Annotated in this window: 11 protein-coding genes; 7 read left to right on the top strand and 4 right to left on the bottom strand. The window is 56.6% G+C overall.

The features are described 5' to 3' along the window. Window positions 1-49 precede the first annotated feature (49 nt). On the bottom strand, window positions 50-1,420 hold the full coding sequence (gene xseA / locus ID864_RS09725; protein WP_191149770.1) for an exodeoxyribonuclease VII large subunit: 1,371 nt from the start codon (window positions 1,418-1,420) through the stop codon (window positions 50-52). 170 nt (window positions 1,421-1,590) lie between these two features. Between xseA and guaB the strand changes: the two genes are divergently transcribed. From guaB to ID864_RS09710, 3 genes are all read left to right on the top strand, one after another. Next, window positions 1,591-3,057 carry an IMP dehydrogenase gene (guaB, locus tag ID864_RS09720; protein ID WP_048915186.1) on the top strand — a complete coding sequence of 489 codons (1,467 nt, stop codon included), beginning with the start codon at window positions 1,591-1,593 and terminating at the stop codon, window positions 3,055-3,057. Window positions 3,058-3,141: 84 nt separating this feature from the next. Beyond that, a complete protein-coding gene (gene guaA, locus ID864_RS09715) occupies window positions 3,142-4,722 on the top strand; it encodes a glutamine-hydrolyzing GMP synthase (RefSeq protein WP_048915187.1) in 1,581 nt (526 codons plus the stop codon). Window positions 4,723-4,922: 200 nt separating this feature from the next. Beyond that, the gene (locus ID864_RS09710; RefSeq protein ID WP_191149769.1) at window positions 4,923-5,840 is read left to right on the top strand and encodes a LysR family transcriptional regulator; all 918 of its coding nucleotides are present in this window, start codon (window positions 4,923-4,925) and stop codon (window positions 5,838-5,840) included. Here ID864_RS09710 and ID864_RS09705 read toward each other — a convergent pair. Together ID864_RS09705 and tcuC are read right to left on the bottom strand one after the other, a co-directional pair. Beyond that, window positions 5,797-6,603: a substrate-binding domain-containing protein gene (locus ID864_RS09705; RefSeq protein ID WP_048915189.1), complete on the bottom strand. Its 807-nt coding sequence runs from the start codon at window positions 6,601-6,603 to the stop codon at window positions 5,797-5,799. The genes ID864_RS09710 and ID864_RS09705 overlap by 44 nt on opposite strands. A gap of 15 nt (window positions 6,604-6,618) precedes the next feature. Continuing rightward, window positions 6,619-7,914 (bottom strand): MFS transporter, encoded by a 1,296-nt coding sequence (gene tcuC / locus ID864_RS09700; protein ID WP_048915190.1) that lies wholly within the window; start codon window positions 7,912-7,914, stop codon window positions 6,619-6,621. 389 nt (window positions 7,915-8,303) lie between these two features. Between tcuC and ID864_RS09695 the strand changes: the two genes are divergently transcribed. Further along, window positions 8,304-8,843 carry a DUF2058 domain-containing protein gene (locus tag ID864_RS09695; RefSeq protein WP_099754919.1) on the top strand — a complete coding sequence of 180 codons (540 nt, stop codon included), beginning with the start codon at window positions 8,304-8,306 and terminating at the stop codon, window positions 8,841-8,843. 13 nt (window positions 8,844-8,856) lie between these two features. Here ID864_RS09695 and ID864_RS09690 read toward each other — a convergent pair whose 3' ends face one another. Beyond that, window positions 8,857-9,555: an RluA family pseudouridine synthase gene (locus ID864_RS09690; protein WP_191149768.1), complete on the bottom strand. Its 699-nt coding sequence runs from the start codon at window positions 9,553-9,555 to the stop codon at window positions 8,857-8,859. A gap of 157 nt (window positions 9,556-9,712) precedes the next feature. Here ID864_RS09690 and ID864_RS09685 point away from each other — a divergent pair, with 157 nt between their 5' ends. From ID864_RS09685 to ID864_RS09675, 3 genes are all read left to right on the top strand, one after another. After that, complete coding sequence (locus tag ID864_RS09685; RefSeq protein ID WP_048915193.1) at window positions 9,713-9,958, top strand: YmjA family protein; 246 nt, start codon at window positions 9,713-9,715, stop codon at window positions 9,956-9,958. 163 nt (window positions 9,959-10,121) lie between these two features. Continuing rightward, entirely contained in the window at window positions 10,122-10,616 is a 495-nt protein-coding gene (locus ID864_RS09680; protein WP_099754922.1) for a cold-shock protein, read from the top strand. 457 nt (window positions 10,617-11,073) lie between these two features. Then, a complete protein-coding gene (locus tag ID864_RS09675; protein WP_099754925.1) occupies window positions 11,074-12,456 on the top strand; it encodes a diaminobutyrate--2-oxoglutarate transaminase in 1,383 nt (460 codons plus the stop codon).

Genomic DNA, 12,456 nt, shown 5'->3' with positions numbered 1-12,456 from the left:
GGCCGAATGGGGGAAATGGGGGGAAGAGGAGGGCAGAACCCTCCTGGCTTCAGGCGCTGCGCCTGCGCGTTTTTTTCTCCGGGGTAATCGCGGTCACTTCACTCTCCACCCAGCCGTCGTCAAGACGGGTTTTCAGCGTGTCGCCGGGGTGCAGCTGTTTGGTTTTTTTGATCACCTTGCCGTCGGCCGCGGTGGTGACGCTGAAACCGCGTGCCAGCGTCGCTAACGGGCTGACGCCCTCCAGCTGGGCGGCAAGATTGCCGAAGCGCTGTTTGTTGCCGTTAAGCTGCTGCTGCATCGCCTGCTGCAGGCGGTAGTGCCACTGCTGCAATTGCTGGCTGGCGCGCTCAATGCGCATCTCCGGGCGGATGGCGTTCAGGCGCTGGCCGATCCGCTCCTGCTGGCGCGTTGCCTGGCGCAGCTGCTGCTGCACGGCGTCGTCCAGACGGCGCTGCAGCTTCATCAGCGCCGTCTGCTGGCGTGCCAGGCGCAGCTGCGGGTGCTGCTGCTGCAGGCGGTGCTGCAGGCGCGTGAAGGTGCGCTGCTGCTGCGCAAGGTAGTAATCCATCGCCATTTCCATGCGCTGCTGCTGGGATTGCAACTGGCGCAGCAGCTCAATCTGATTGCGGCTGACCAGCTCCGCCGCGGCGGAAGGGGTCGGCGCGCGCAGGTCGGCGACGAAATCGGCAATGGTGACGTCGGTTTCATGGCCGACGGCGCTGACGATTGGAATGCGGCTGGCAAAAATCGCCCGCGCCACGCGTTCGTCGTTAAAGCTCCACAGATCTTCCAGCGAGCCGCCGCCGCGCCCGACAATTAATACATCACACTCATTGCGCGCGTTCGCCAGCTCAATCGCCCTGACGATGCCTGAGGGGGCATCGCTGCCCTGTACCTGAGTTGGGTAGATGACCACCGGCAGTGACGGGTCGCGTCGCTGCAGCACGCGCAGGACGTCGTGTAGCGCGGCACCGCTGGCGGAGGTGATGACCCCAACCTGACGCGCCGGGTCCGGCAGTGGCTGCTTATGGCCCTGCTCAAACAGACCTTCGGCCATCAGGCGCTGCTTCAGCTGCTCGAACTGCTGCTGTAACAGACCATCGCCGGCCGGCTGCATGCTCTCGGCAATCAGCTGGTAATCGCCGCGCGGTTCATACAGCGTGATGGTGGCACGCACCAGAATCTGCTGGCCGTTTTGTGGGCGGAAGGTGACGCGGCGGTTGCTGTTGCGAAACATCGCGCAGCGCACCTGGGCACCATCATCCTTCAGGGTGAAGTACCAGTGACCGGAAGAGGGCTGGGAGAAATTCGAGATCTCCGCGCTCAGCCAGACCTGGCCCATTTCCATCTCCAGCAGCTTGCGCACTGTGCTGTTCAGACGGCTGACGGTAAAAATATTGGCGGTTGGCGGTAGCGACATGTGATGAAGATCAAACTTTAAATCAGAGGGTTAATTAACCGATACTACATGGCTCACTGAGGGGATCAAGACTTTTTGGTAAATAATGCTGGAGGCAATCGATTACGGCCTGTATAATGCCGCGGCAATATTTTACAAGTTCTCATTCACCCTGAGGTTGAGATATTGCCATGCTAAGAATCGCTAAAGAAGCCCTGACATTTGACGACGTTCTGCTCGTTCCTGCCCACTCGACTGTACTGCCAAACACGGCCGACCTCAGCACCCAGCTCACCAAAACTATCCGTTTAAACATTCCTATGTTGTCCGCTGCAATGGATACCGTGACCGAAGCGGGTCTGGCTATTGCACTGGCGCAGGAAGGTGGTCTGGGCTTTATCCACAAAAACATGTCCATCGAGCGCCAGGCTGAAGAAGTGCGCAAGGTGAAGAAACACGAAAGCGGCGTGGTCACCGACCCGCAGACCGTGTTGCCTACCACTGCCCTGAGCGAAGTGAAAGCGCTGACCGAACGTAACGGCTTTGCCGGCTACCCGGTAGTAAACGGCAATAACGAACTGGTGGGGATTATCACCGGCCGTGACGTGCGCTTTGTGACCGACCTGAGCCTGCCCGTTTCTGCCGTGATGACGCCGAAAGAGCGCCTGGTCACGGTGAAAGAGGGCGAAGCGCGCGAAGTGGTGCTGCACAAAATGCACGAAAAACGCGTCGAGAAAGCGCTGGTGGTGGATGACAGCTTCCATCTGCTGGGCATGATCACCGTTAAAGACTTCCAGAAAGCCGAACGTAAACCGAACGCCTGTAAAGACGAACACGGACGCCTGCGCGTCGGTGCCGCCGTCGGTGCCGGTGCCGGTAACGAAGAGCGCGTGGATGCGCTGGTCGCAGCCGGTGTTGACGTGCTGCTGATCGACTCCTCTCACGGCCACTCCGAAGGCGTGCTGCAGCGTATTCGTGCTACCCGTGAAAAATATCCTGACCTGCAGATCGTCGGCGGTAACGTGGCAACCGGCGCTGGCGCACTGGCGCTGGTGGAAGCGGGCGTGAGCGCGGTGAAAGTCGGTATCGGCCCTGGCTCAATCTGTACCACCCGCATCGTGACCGGCGTGGGTGTGCCGCAGATCACCGCCGTATCTGACGCGGTCGCTGCGCTGGAAGGCACCGGTATTCCGGTTATCGCCGATGGCGGTATCCGCTTCTCGGGCGACATTGCCAAAGCTATCGCCGCCGGCGCTTCTGCGGTGATGGTTGGCTCAATGCTGGCCGGTACTGACGAATCTCCGGGCGAAATCGAGCTGTACCAGGGCCGTTCATTCAAGTCCTATCGCGGCATGGGGTCACTGGGCGCTATGTCTAAAGGCTCTTCAGACCGCTACTTCCAGACCGATAACGCCGCTGACAAACTGGTGCCGGAAGGGATCGAAGGCCGCGTGGCTTACAAAGGCTTCCTGAAGGCTATCGTGCATCAGCAAATGGGCGGCCTGCGTTCCTGTATGGGTCTGACCGGCTGTGCTACTATCGACGACCTGCGCACCAAAGCGGAATTCGTTCGCATCAGCGGTGCCGGGATTCAGGAGAGCCACGTTCACGACGTGACCATCACCAAAGAGTCCCCGAACTACCGTATGGGTTCATAACAACCCCGTATTGCCCGCCCGGCTCAGAGCCGGGCGTTATAAACCTAATCCCGAATTTGTACTACATCGCCCTGGAATAGCCCAATGACGACGGAAAATATTCATAAGCATCGCATACTGATCCTCGATTTCGGTTCACAGTATACTCAGCTGGTTGCGCGCCGCGTGCGTGAACTGGGCGTGTACTGTGAACTGTGGGCGTGGGACGTCACCGAAGAGCAGATCCGCGGGTTCAACCCGAACGGCATCATCCTCTCCGGCGGCCCGGAAAGTACCACCGAGCATGGCAGCCCGCGTGCGCCAGACTACGTGTTTAACGCCGGTGTGCCGGTGCTGGGCGTGTGCTACGGCATGCAGACCATGGCGCAGCAGCTGGGCGGTAAAGTGGAAGGTTCCAGCGAGCGCGAATTTGGTTACGCGCAGGTGGAAGTAAGAACCCAGAGCGCGCTGACCCGCGACATTGAAGACGCCATCAGCGCTGGCGGTAAGCCGCTGCTGGACGTGTGGATGAGCCACGGCGACAAAGTGACGGCGATCCCGTCTGACTTCGTCACCGTTGCCAGCACCGACAGCTGCCCGTTTGCCATTATGGCCAACGAAGAGAAGCGTTTCTACGGCGTGCAGTTCCACCCGGAAGTGACCCACACCCGTCAGGGCCTGCGCCTGCTGGAGCGCTTCGTGCGCGATATCTGCCAGTGTGAAGCGCTGTGGACCCCAGCGAAAATCATCGAAGATGCCGTTGAACGCCTGCGCGAGCAGGTGGGTAACGACAAAGTGATCCTCGGCCTGTCCGGCGGCGTTGACTCCTCCGTGACCGCGATGCTGCTGCACCGCGCGATTGGCGACCGTCTGACCTGCGTATTTGTCGATAACGGCCTGCTGCGCCTGAACGAAGCCGAGCAGGTTATGGAGATGTTTGGCGACCACTTCGGTCTGAACATTATCCATGTGGAAGGTGAAAAACGCTTCCTCGACGCGCTGGCGGGCGAAGCCGAGCCGGAAGCCAAACGTAAGATCATCGGTCGCGTGTTTGTTGAAGTGTTCGACGAGCAGGCGCTGCAGCTGGAAGACGTGAAGTGGCTGGCACAGGGCACCATCTACCCGGACGTGATTGAATCCGCCGCGTCTGCCACCGGCAAAGCGCACGTGATCAAATCACACCACAACGTCGGTGGCCTGCCGAAAGAGATGAAGATGGGCCTGGTTGAGCCGCTGCGTGAGCTGTTCAAAGACGAAGTGCGTAAAATCGGTCTGGAACTCGGCCTGCCGCACGCGATGCTGTTCCGTCACCCGTTCCCGGGCCCGGGCCTTGGCGTGCGTGTACTGGGCGAAGTGAAGAAAGAGTACTGCGACCTGCTGCGTCGCGCCGATGCTATCTTCATCGAAGAGCTGCATAAAGCTGACCTGTATAACAAGGTGAGCCAGGCGTTCACCGTGTTCCTGCCGGTGCGCTCTGTCGGCGTGATGGGCGATGGCCGTAAGTACGACTGGGTGGTTTCCCTGCGTGCGGTCGAGACTATCGACTTTATGACCGCGCACTGGGCACACCTGCCGTACGACTTCCTCGGCCGCGTTTCCAACCGCATCATCAATGAAGTCGATGGTATTTCGCGCGTGGTTTACGATATCTCCGGTAAGCCACCGGCGACGATTGAGTGGGAATAATTTAACCTCCCGGCATGATTAAGCCATAAATCACCGCTAAGCCCGCGTACCTGCGGGCTTTTTTATGCCCAATATTAATCGCCTTTCAGCTATCCGCTGCATCACCCGGCACCAAGCAAGGATAAAGGTTGCCGTTGCGCCATAACTGACTATGATTTCTGCTCTACGCCTTGCTGACCCTGAATGGATTGTCTGCCGCTATGCCCGTTAATTTTGATCTTAACGATCTCTATGCCTTTCGCGCGCTGATTGAATATGGAAATTTTCGGCTTGCCGCGGAGTCCATCTGCCTCTCCCAATCCGCATTGAGCCGCCGGATAGAGAAGCTCGAATCCGCTTTGGGCATTAAACTGTTCGACAGAACCACCCGCCGCGTCACCCTGACCCTTTACGGGCAGACCTTTGCGGAGCGTTCAGAGCAGCTGCTGATCAACGTGGAGTCAGTATTAGCGGATATCAATAAAGTCAGCGAGGAACGCAGGGGGGTCGTGACCGTGGCCACGGTGCCTTCCGCGGCCTATTACTTTATGCCGGACGTCATCCGCCGTTTCCAGGCCCGCTTTCCCCGCGTGCGCGTCAAGCTTATCGATAGCAGCGCAGGCAATGTCATCGAAGCCGTGACCCGCGGTCAGGCTGATTTTGGTATCAGCTTTGCCACCAGCCTGCAACCCGACCTCGAATTTTTGCCGCTGGTTGCAGATGTCTATGTGGCTGCCTGCCGGCGCGATCACCCGCTTGCAGGCAGCAAAAGTCTGACCTGGCGCCAGTTTTATCAGCAGGATTATGTCGGTCTGGATAAGACCTCCGGCAACCGCAATCTGCTGGATCAGAAGCTGGAGCACATCACGCCTGAGCGCCCCAGCATCTGTGAAACCCGCCATGTCACCACCATGCTGGGCATGGTGGAGGCGGGGATCGGCATTGCCGCCGTACCCGCCATGTCGATGCCGCGCTCCGGGCATTCAGTGCTGACTCAGCTGGCGCTCACCGATCCGGTGGTGAAGCGCACCGTTGGCCTGATCAGGCGAAACGGGCGCATGCAGTCCTGGTTAGCCACCGAGCTGGAAAACCTGATTACTGAACAGTATCACTCGCCCTCAAGCGTTGCTCACTCTTGACGGATCGCATCCCGCTGGCGTGAATGACCTTTTGCGCCGCGGCGGAGGAGAGAAATTCCAGCAGCGCTTTACCTTCCTGAGGATGTTGCGCATTGGCGGTGACCGCCCCGGCAAAGCGCGTGATGTACTGGACATTGTCAGGCAGTTCGCCAACAAAGGTGATACCCGCGACCGGCAGGAGTTCACTCACCTGCTGGAAACCGAGCGCATAATGGCCTTTTGCCACCTCTGAGGCCACCGGAATGCGTTCAACCTGATGGGCTTTCTCCTTCATCTCCTGCTCAATGCCCAGCTTTTTAAACAGCTGGCTGCTGACATAGCGTCCGCTGGCACTGTCAGAGTAAGCAACAGAACGGGCGTTAAGCAGGGTGTGACGCAGTTGCGCATCAGTTTTAATCTCGGGTGGCGCATCGCCCTGTTTCACCACCATACCAATCGGCGAGTCGGCCAGCTCCACGCGTGAATGCGGGCGGATCCTGCGATCTTTTTCCAGATTTTCCAGCGCGTCGCCGACCATAATCACCGCATCGGCCTTCTCTCCGCGTGCCAGCCGCGAGGGGATCGCCTGCGGCGTCTTACCCATTGAGGGGCCGGATACCAGCGTGATTTTATCACCGCTGCTGGCTTCAAATTGCGGGGCGAGTTTTTCCAGAGCGGCCTTAAAGCCGCCGGAAATCATCACGGTCACTTCTTTGGCCAGCGCGGCGGAGCTGGCGCAGCAAAGCAGCAGTATGGCGAACAGTGAACGAACTATTTTGTGCATAACGAACTCCCTGATTCAGGCGGTGGGTTGCAGTGATAAGGTGCTGCGACGATACAGATACAGCGTCGCCAGCAAGGCGCACAGTGCAGCAAAGCCCATCCAGTAGCCTGGTGATGCCTTGTCGCCGGTGTATTCAATCAGTGCGGTAGAGATAACCGGGGTAAATCCACCAAATATGGCCGTCGCCAGGCTGTAGGCCAGCGAGAAACCGGCGACCCGAACCTCCGCTGGCATAATCTCCGTTAAGGCCGGGATCATCGCGCCGTTGTAAAGGCCATAAATAAATGAGAGCCACAGCAGCACCGTAAGCATCATGGAGAAACTGGGCTCTTCAGCCAGCAGGCTGAGTGCAGGGTAGGCTGTTACCAGCGCCAGCAGCGCCATGGCGATCAGCACCGGCTTACGGCCAAAGCGGTCGGAGAGGGCGCCACCGATCGGCAGCCAGAGAAAGTTAGATACCGCGACCAGCAGGGTAACCAGCAGGCTGTCAGAGGCGCTGAGCATCAGCACTTTTTTGCCGAAGGTCGGGGCATATACGGTGATCAAATAAAACGTCGTGGTGGTCATGGCGACCATCAGCATGCCGGCTATCACCACCTGCCAGTTTGTCAGCAGGGTTGTAAACACCTCGCGCATCGCCAGGTGACGACGACGGGCGCTGAACTCTTCGGTCTCTTCCAGTTTGCGACGCAGGAAAAAGATGAACGGCACAATCAGGCAGCCGAACAGGAAGGGCAGGCGCCAGCCCCAGTCGCGAATAGCGCTCTCCTCCATCAGGGCATTCAGCGCGAAGCCCATCGCGGCTGCCACCATAATGGCGACCTGCTGGCTGCCGGATTGCCAGCTGGTGTAAAAGCCTTTACGCCCCGGTGAGGCAATCTCGGCGAGGTACACGGAGACGCCACCTAGCTCGGCGCCGGCCGAGAACCCCTGCAATAAACGACCGCACAGCACCAGCAACGGCGCCCAAATTCCGATGGTCTGATAAGACGGAATAAGCACGATCAGGAAGGTGCCGGCCGCCATGATCGACAGGGTGACGATCAGCCCTTTACGTCTGCCGACTTTATCAATATAGGCGCCCAGCACCACTGCCCCGATGGGGCGCATCAGGAAGCCAGCGCCAAACACCGCGAAGGTCATCATCAGCGAGGCAAATTCACTGCTGGCCGGGAAAAAGGTATGGGCGATGTAGGTGGCATAAAATCCGAACAGGAAGAAATCAAATTGCTCAAGAAAGTTGCCAGAGGTAACGCGCAGGATCGCGCTAAATCTCGCCCGATTTGTCATGGGTGCGTGAGAGGAAAGCATCTTTATCTCCAGTTTGTTATTGACGCTTGTAGCGCGCCTGTTTCTGCAGACTGAATCAGCGAAATAAAGTAAATAAGCGCAATAAACTCATAGACTGATGCGTTTGACGCATCAATTTCTGTTAACAACTGGCTGCATTAAGCGTTAACGGGCCATTAACAAAGCGCCTCTGGGTTAGCGTGTCGGTTTCGGGCAAAAAACCTGATGCGCGTTTTGTGACAGGGTTCATACCGCTTGAGAGGCTAAAAACCTTACGCCAGGGATAACGTGGCTGCCGGGTTTGCCACGTAATCTGTCAGAAAGCCGGGGATGATCGGCGACTGCCTGGTACAGCCTGGGCAATTGCGGGTATAATCCTCCGCTATTATTTAATGGATTCGAGAGCGGAAATGACAAAACTCACTCTACAAGAGCAGATGCTGAAAGCGGGTTTGGTGTCCAGTAAGAAACTGGCCAAGGTAGAGAGAACGGCGAAAAAGTCCCGCGTTCAGGCGCGTGAAGCCAGAGAGGCAGTAGAAGAGAATAAAAAAGCGCAGATTGAGCGGGACAAGCAGCTCAGCGAACAGCAAAAGCAGGCGGCGCTATCGAAAGAGTACAAAGCGCAGGTGAAGCAGTTGATTGAAATGAATAAAGTCACCGTCTCAAGAGGCGATATTGATTTTAACTTCACCGATAACAATCTGATTAAAAAAATCGCGGTAGACAAGGACACTCAGGCACAGCTGATTAACGGCCGTCTGGCGATTGCTCGTCTGGTCAACGACACCAGCGGTGAGAGCCAGTATGCCATCATCCCCGCCAGCGTGGCCGATAAAATCGCCCAGCGCGATGCCAACAGTATCGTATTGAACAGTGCGCTGAGCCAGGAAGAGCAGGACGAAGAAGATCCGTATGCGGACTTCAAAGTGCCCGACGATCTGATGTGGTAATGACGGAGCTTGGCTAAAACGGGCTTTCATTGCGCGCTGCGATCCGTTCTCCACTCACGGGATGAACAAAGTGCAGCTCGCTGGCGTGCAGCATCAGCCGTGGCGCGCTTTGAATGCCGGGCTGTGACAGGCCGCCATACAGGTCGCAGCCCAAAATAGGGTGCCCCAGCTGCTGGCAGTGAATACGCAGCTGGTGGGTGCGCCCGGTTTCCGGCATCAGCTGCACCCGCGTTACCGGCACTCTTGCCCCCTCTGCCAGTAAGTGCACCGTGCGCTCAACCACCCGATAGCGCGAGCGGGCAGGCTTGCCGCTGATGGCGCAAATCGACATCAGTGGGAACAGCGCCGGATCTTTAGCGATCGGCGCGTCAATGATCCCTTCATCGTTTTCCAGATGTCCGCACAGCAGCGCGCTGTATATTTTGGTCACGCTGCGCTGGCTGAACTGCTGGCAGAGTGCGGCATTGATCGCTTTATTGCGGGCAATCACCATTAGCCCGGAAGTGCCGAAATCCAGACGGTGGATCAAAGTACAGCCCGGAAAGGTCTGCACCAGCCGATAATGGACCGAATCGAGATTCTGCGGATTCTTCCCCGACAGGCTGAGCAGCCCGCTGGGCTTATTGATCAGCAGCAGATGATCGTCCTGCCAGAGGATCGCGATCTCTTCATGACAGGGCGGGGCAATAAAAGTATCGATAATCGTAGACATTAAATTGCCTGCAGGAGAAGTGGCAGCGGATGATAAAGAATTTTCAGCCGGGTTGCGAATCCCAACGCGTCAGCAGGACAAGCCTGGCTGGTTAAGGTAAAATCGCGGCCAGACGACCCGGCCATTGTCGGGCGTAAATTTACCCCAGGAGTCTGTTATGCATAATGATGTCCCGCTGAAATATTATGATATCGCCGATGAGTATGCGACCGAATGCGCTAAGCCGGTGAGTGAAGCAGAGCGTGATTCTCTGGCGCTTTACTTCCAGCTGCTGCTGACCCGCCTGATGAATAATGAAGAGATCAGCGAGGAAGGGCAGAAAGAGATGGCTGTTGAAGCCAACATCGACCCGCAGCGCATTGATGATATCGCCAACTTCCTCAATCAATGGGGTAACGAGTAGCCTCGCGCACGGGGAGTTTTTCGCCCAGACTGACAGCAAAGGCGTGGTCTGCGCGGGCGTTGTGCTTTACACTGCGCGCTGAAAAATTGAGTACACTTGTTAGTAGGCCCCACGCGGGGACGTGAGTTATTTAGAGTATGAATAAACGATTAGGTAGACGGTAATGGCGATGAATGGAACGATCACAACCTGGTTTAAAGATAAAGGCTTTGGCTTTATCAAAGATGAAAACGGCGATAACCGTTATTTTCATGTGATCAAGGTCGTCAATCCCGATCTGATCAAGAAAGATGCGGCCGTCACCTTCGAGCCGACCACTAATACCAAGGGCTTATCGGCGTTTGCGGTGAAAGTGGCCGCGGAAAGTAACCACATCTTTATCGCGGGGGAGCGCCTTAAGCTTACCTCAATCAAGTCCTGGCTGGTCTACAGCGAAGAAGTGCCGGCCGATACCCGTATTGATAAAGAAAACGCGGTGCTCTCCGTCGGCCTGTTGATGAACAGCATCAGGCCAAAAGCCGCCGCAGAACCGGGCGAGATGCGCTCGCTGAAAAAACTGGCGATCACCACTTTCCAGGGAACGACGCTCATCTTCTCGGAAGATGAGATAGACGTGGATGCCACGGTGAAAATGCTCAATGCCCAAGGCCTGAAATAATCAGGATGCACTCCGTGCCGAAATACTGCGCTTGATCCTCAGCAGATTTCGGCAGGGTTCAGTTAACACTATTCATCTTTAATCTGGCTCATGGGTAACGCCCCAGTGTAGTCCGCGCGGAATTTGCTTTTCCTTACAAAATTCATAGGTTATTTAATTGTTATAATTAATCCTCGCCGTAGACGCTTTCTTCTTTCCTCTGAGCCACTTACCCTCTCCCGCACCCTCGATTTGCTGCATTATTAATCACTTTCTTAGGTGTGGTAGACAGCACGATCGGTTAGGCTTAAAGCAAGCTATTGATTAGCATGATAAAAACCCTACAAATCTAAACAAAATAAATCATTGAGATGTGGGGCAAAAAGCTATATTGTGGCCGCGCTTTTTACATAGTCTTTTTCTTATTACATTTATTCAACCGCGGTACCAATGAGACCCTGGTTGTAGGAGAGATATGATGACGGATAAAGTCCGTATTGATAATTCAGGTGCGACTACATTAAACGCAAACAATGAAACCTATTTGGCTCGTCAGGCTGAATTTGAATCGAATGTTAGGAGTTATCCACGCAAATTGCCGTTTGCAATTGCGAAAGCCCAGGGCGTTTGGATCACGGATGTTGAGAATAATCAATATCTTGATTGCCTGGCCGGTGCGGGAACGCTGGCACTTGGACATAACCACCCTGATGTGTTGCAAAGTATCCAGAATGTCATTACCAGCGGCTTGCCGTTACATACGCTTGACCTGACAACCCCGTTGAAAGATCAGTTCTCAGAGTACCTGCTGTCACTGCTGCCAGGCCAGGGTAAAGAGTACTGCCTGCAGTTTACCGGCCCGTCTGGTGCCGATGCCGTTGAAGCTGCGCTGAAACTGGCGAAAAAAGTGACCGGCCGTGCTGGCGTGATCAGCTTCTCCGGCGGCTACCATGGTATGACCCACGGTGCGCTCTCCGTAACCGGCAACCTGTCTCCGAAAGAAGCGGTTGATGGCATGATGCCAGAAGTGCAGTTTATGCCTTACCCGCATCTTTACCGCTGCCCGCTGGGTATTGGCGGTGATGCTGGCGTTAAAGCGCTGACTTACTACTTCGAAAACCTGATCAACGACGTTGAGAGCGGCGTGCGCAAGCCTGCGGCGGTGATCCTCGAAGCCGTTCAGGGTGAGGGCGGCGTCAACCCGGCTCCGGCTGAGTGGCTGCAGCGCATCCGCAAAGTGACCAAAGAGCACGGCATCCTGCTGATTCTGGATGAAGTGCAGGCTGGCTTTGCCCGTACCGGTAAATTCTTCGCCTTCGAGCACGCAGGCATTGAGCCAGACATCATCGTGATGTCCAAAGCTGTGGGTGGCGGTCTGCCGCTGGCCGTGCTGGGTATCAAGAAAGAGTTCGACGCCTGGTCGCCTGGCCATCACACCGGCACCTTCCGCGGTAACCAGCTGGCGATGGCAACCGGCCTGACCACGCTGAAGATCCTGAAGGAAAACAACGTTGCGGCCAAAGTGGCAGAGCAGGGCGAGTGGCTGAAAGGCCAGCTGGCTGAGCTGCAGAAACGCTACCCGGTCATCGGCAACGTGCGCGGTCTAGGTTTGATGATCGGTATTGAGCTGGTTAAACCTGAGGAAGCACCGGATCAGATGGGCTGCCACCCGGCTGACGGCGAGCTGGCTGCACTGGTCCAGAAGCATTGCTTCGGTCACGGTCTGATCCTGGAGCGCGGCGGCCGTAACGGTTGCGTGCTGCGCCTGCTGCCTTCGCTGCTGATCAGCAAAGAAGAGCTGAGCGTCTTCCTGGATAAATTTGAAAACGCCCTGCTGTCCTCTGGCGTAAAACAGTGTTGA

Source organism: Erwinia aphidicola (assembly GCF_014773485.1).
Taxonomy (GTDB): domain Bacteria; phylum Pseudomonadota; class Gammaproteobacteria; order Enterobacterales; family Enterobacteriaceae; genus Erwinia; species Erwinia aphidicola.
Note: the sequence above shows the minus strand (reverse complement) of the source record. Positions and strands in the feature narration are given on the sequence as shown.

Bases quoted from the DNA above. Each gene is read 5' to 3' on its own strand.
- xseA (WP_191149770.1), bottom strand. From the start codon at position 1,420: ATGTCGCTACCGCCAACCGCCAATATTTTTACCGTCAGCCGTCTGAAC.
- guaB (WP_048915186.1), top strand. From the start codon at position 1,591: ATGCTAAGAATCGCTAAAGAAGCCCTGACATTTGACGACGTTCTGCTC.
- guaA (WP_048915187.1), top strand. From the start codon at position 3,142: ATGACGACGGAAAATATTCATAAGCATCGCATACTGATCCTCGATTTC.
- ID864_RS09710 (WP_191149769.1), top strand. From the start codon at position 4,923: ATGCCCGTTAATTTTGATCTTAACGATCTCTATGCCTTTCGCGCGCTG.
- ID864_RS09705 (WP_048915189.1), bottom strand. From the start codon at position 6,603: ATGCACAAAATAGTTCGTTCACTGTTCGCCATACTGCTGCTTTGCTGC.
- tcuC (WP_048915190.1), bottom strand. From the start codon at position 7,914: ATGCTTTCCTCTCACGCACCCATGACAAATCGGGCGAGATTTAGCGCG.
- ID864_RS09695 (WP_099754919.1), top strand. From the start codon at position 8,304: ATGACAAAACTCACTCTACAAGAGCAGATGCTGAAAGCGGGTTTGGTG.
- ID864_RS09690 (WP_191149768.1), bottom strand. From the start codon at position 9,555: ATGTCTACGATTATCGATACTTTTATTGCCCCGCCCTGTCATGAAGAG.
- ID864_RS09685 (WP_048915193.1), top strand. From the start codon at position 9,713: ATGCATAATGATGTCCCGCTGAAATATTATGATATCGCCGATGAGTAT.
- ID864_RS09680 (WP_099754922.1), top strand. From the start codon at position 10,122: ATGGCGATGAATGGAACGATCACAACCTGGTTTAAAGATAAAGGCTTT.
- ID864_RS09675 (WP_099754925.1), top strand. From the start codon at position 11,074: ATGACGGATAAAGTCCGTATTGATAATTCAGGTGCGACTACATTAAAC.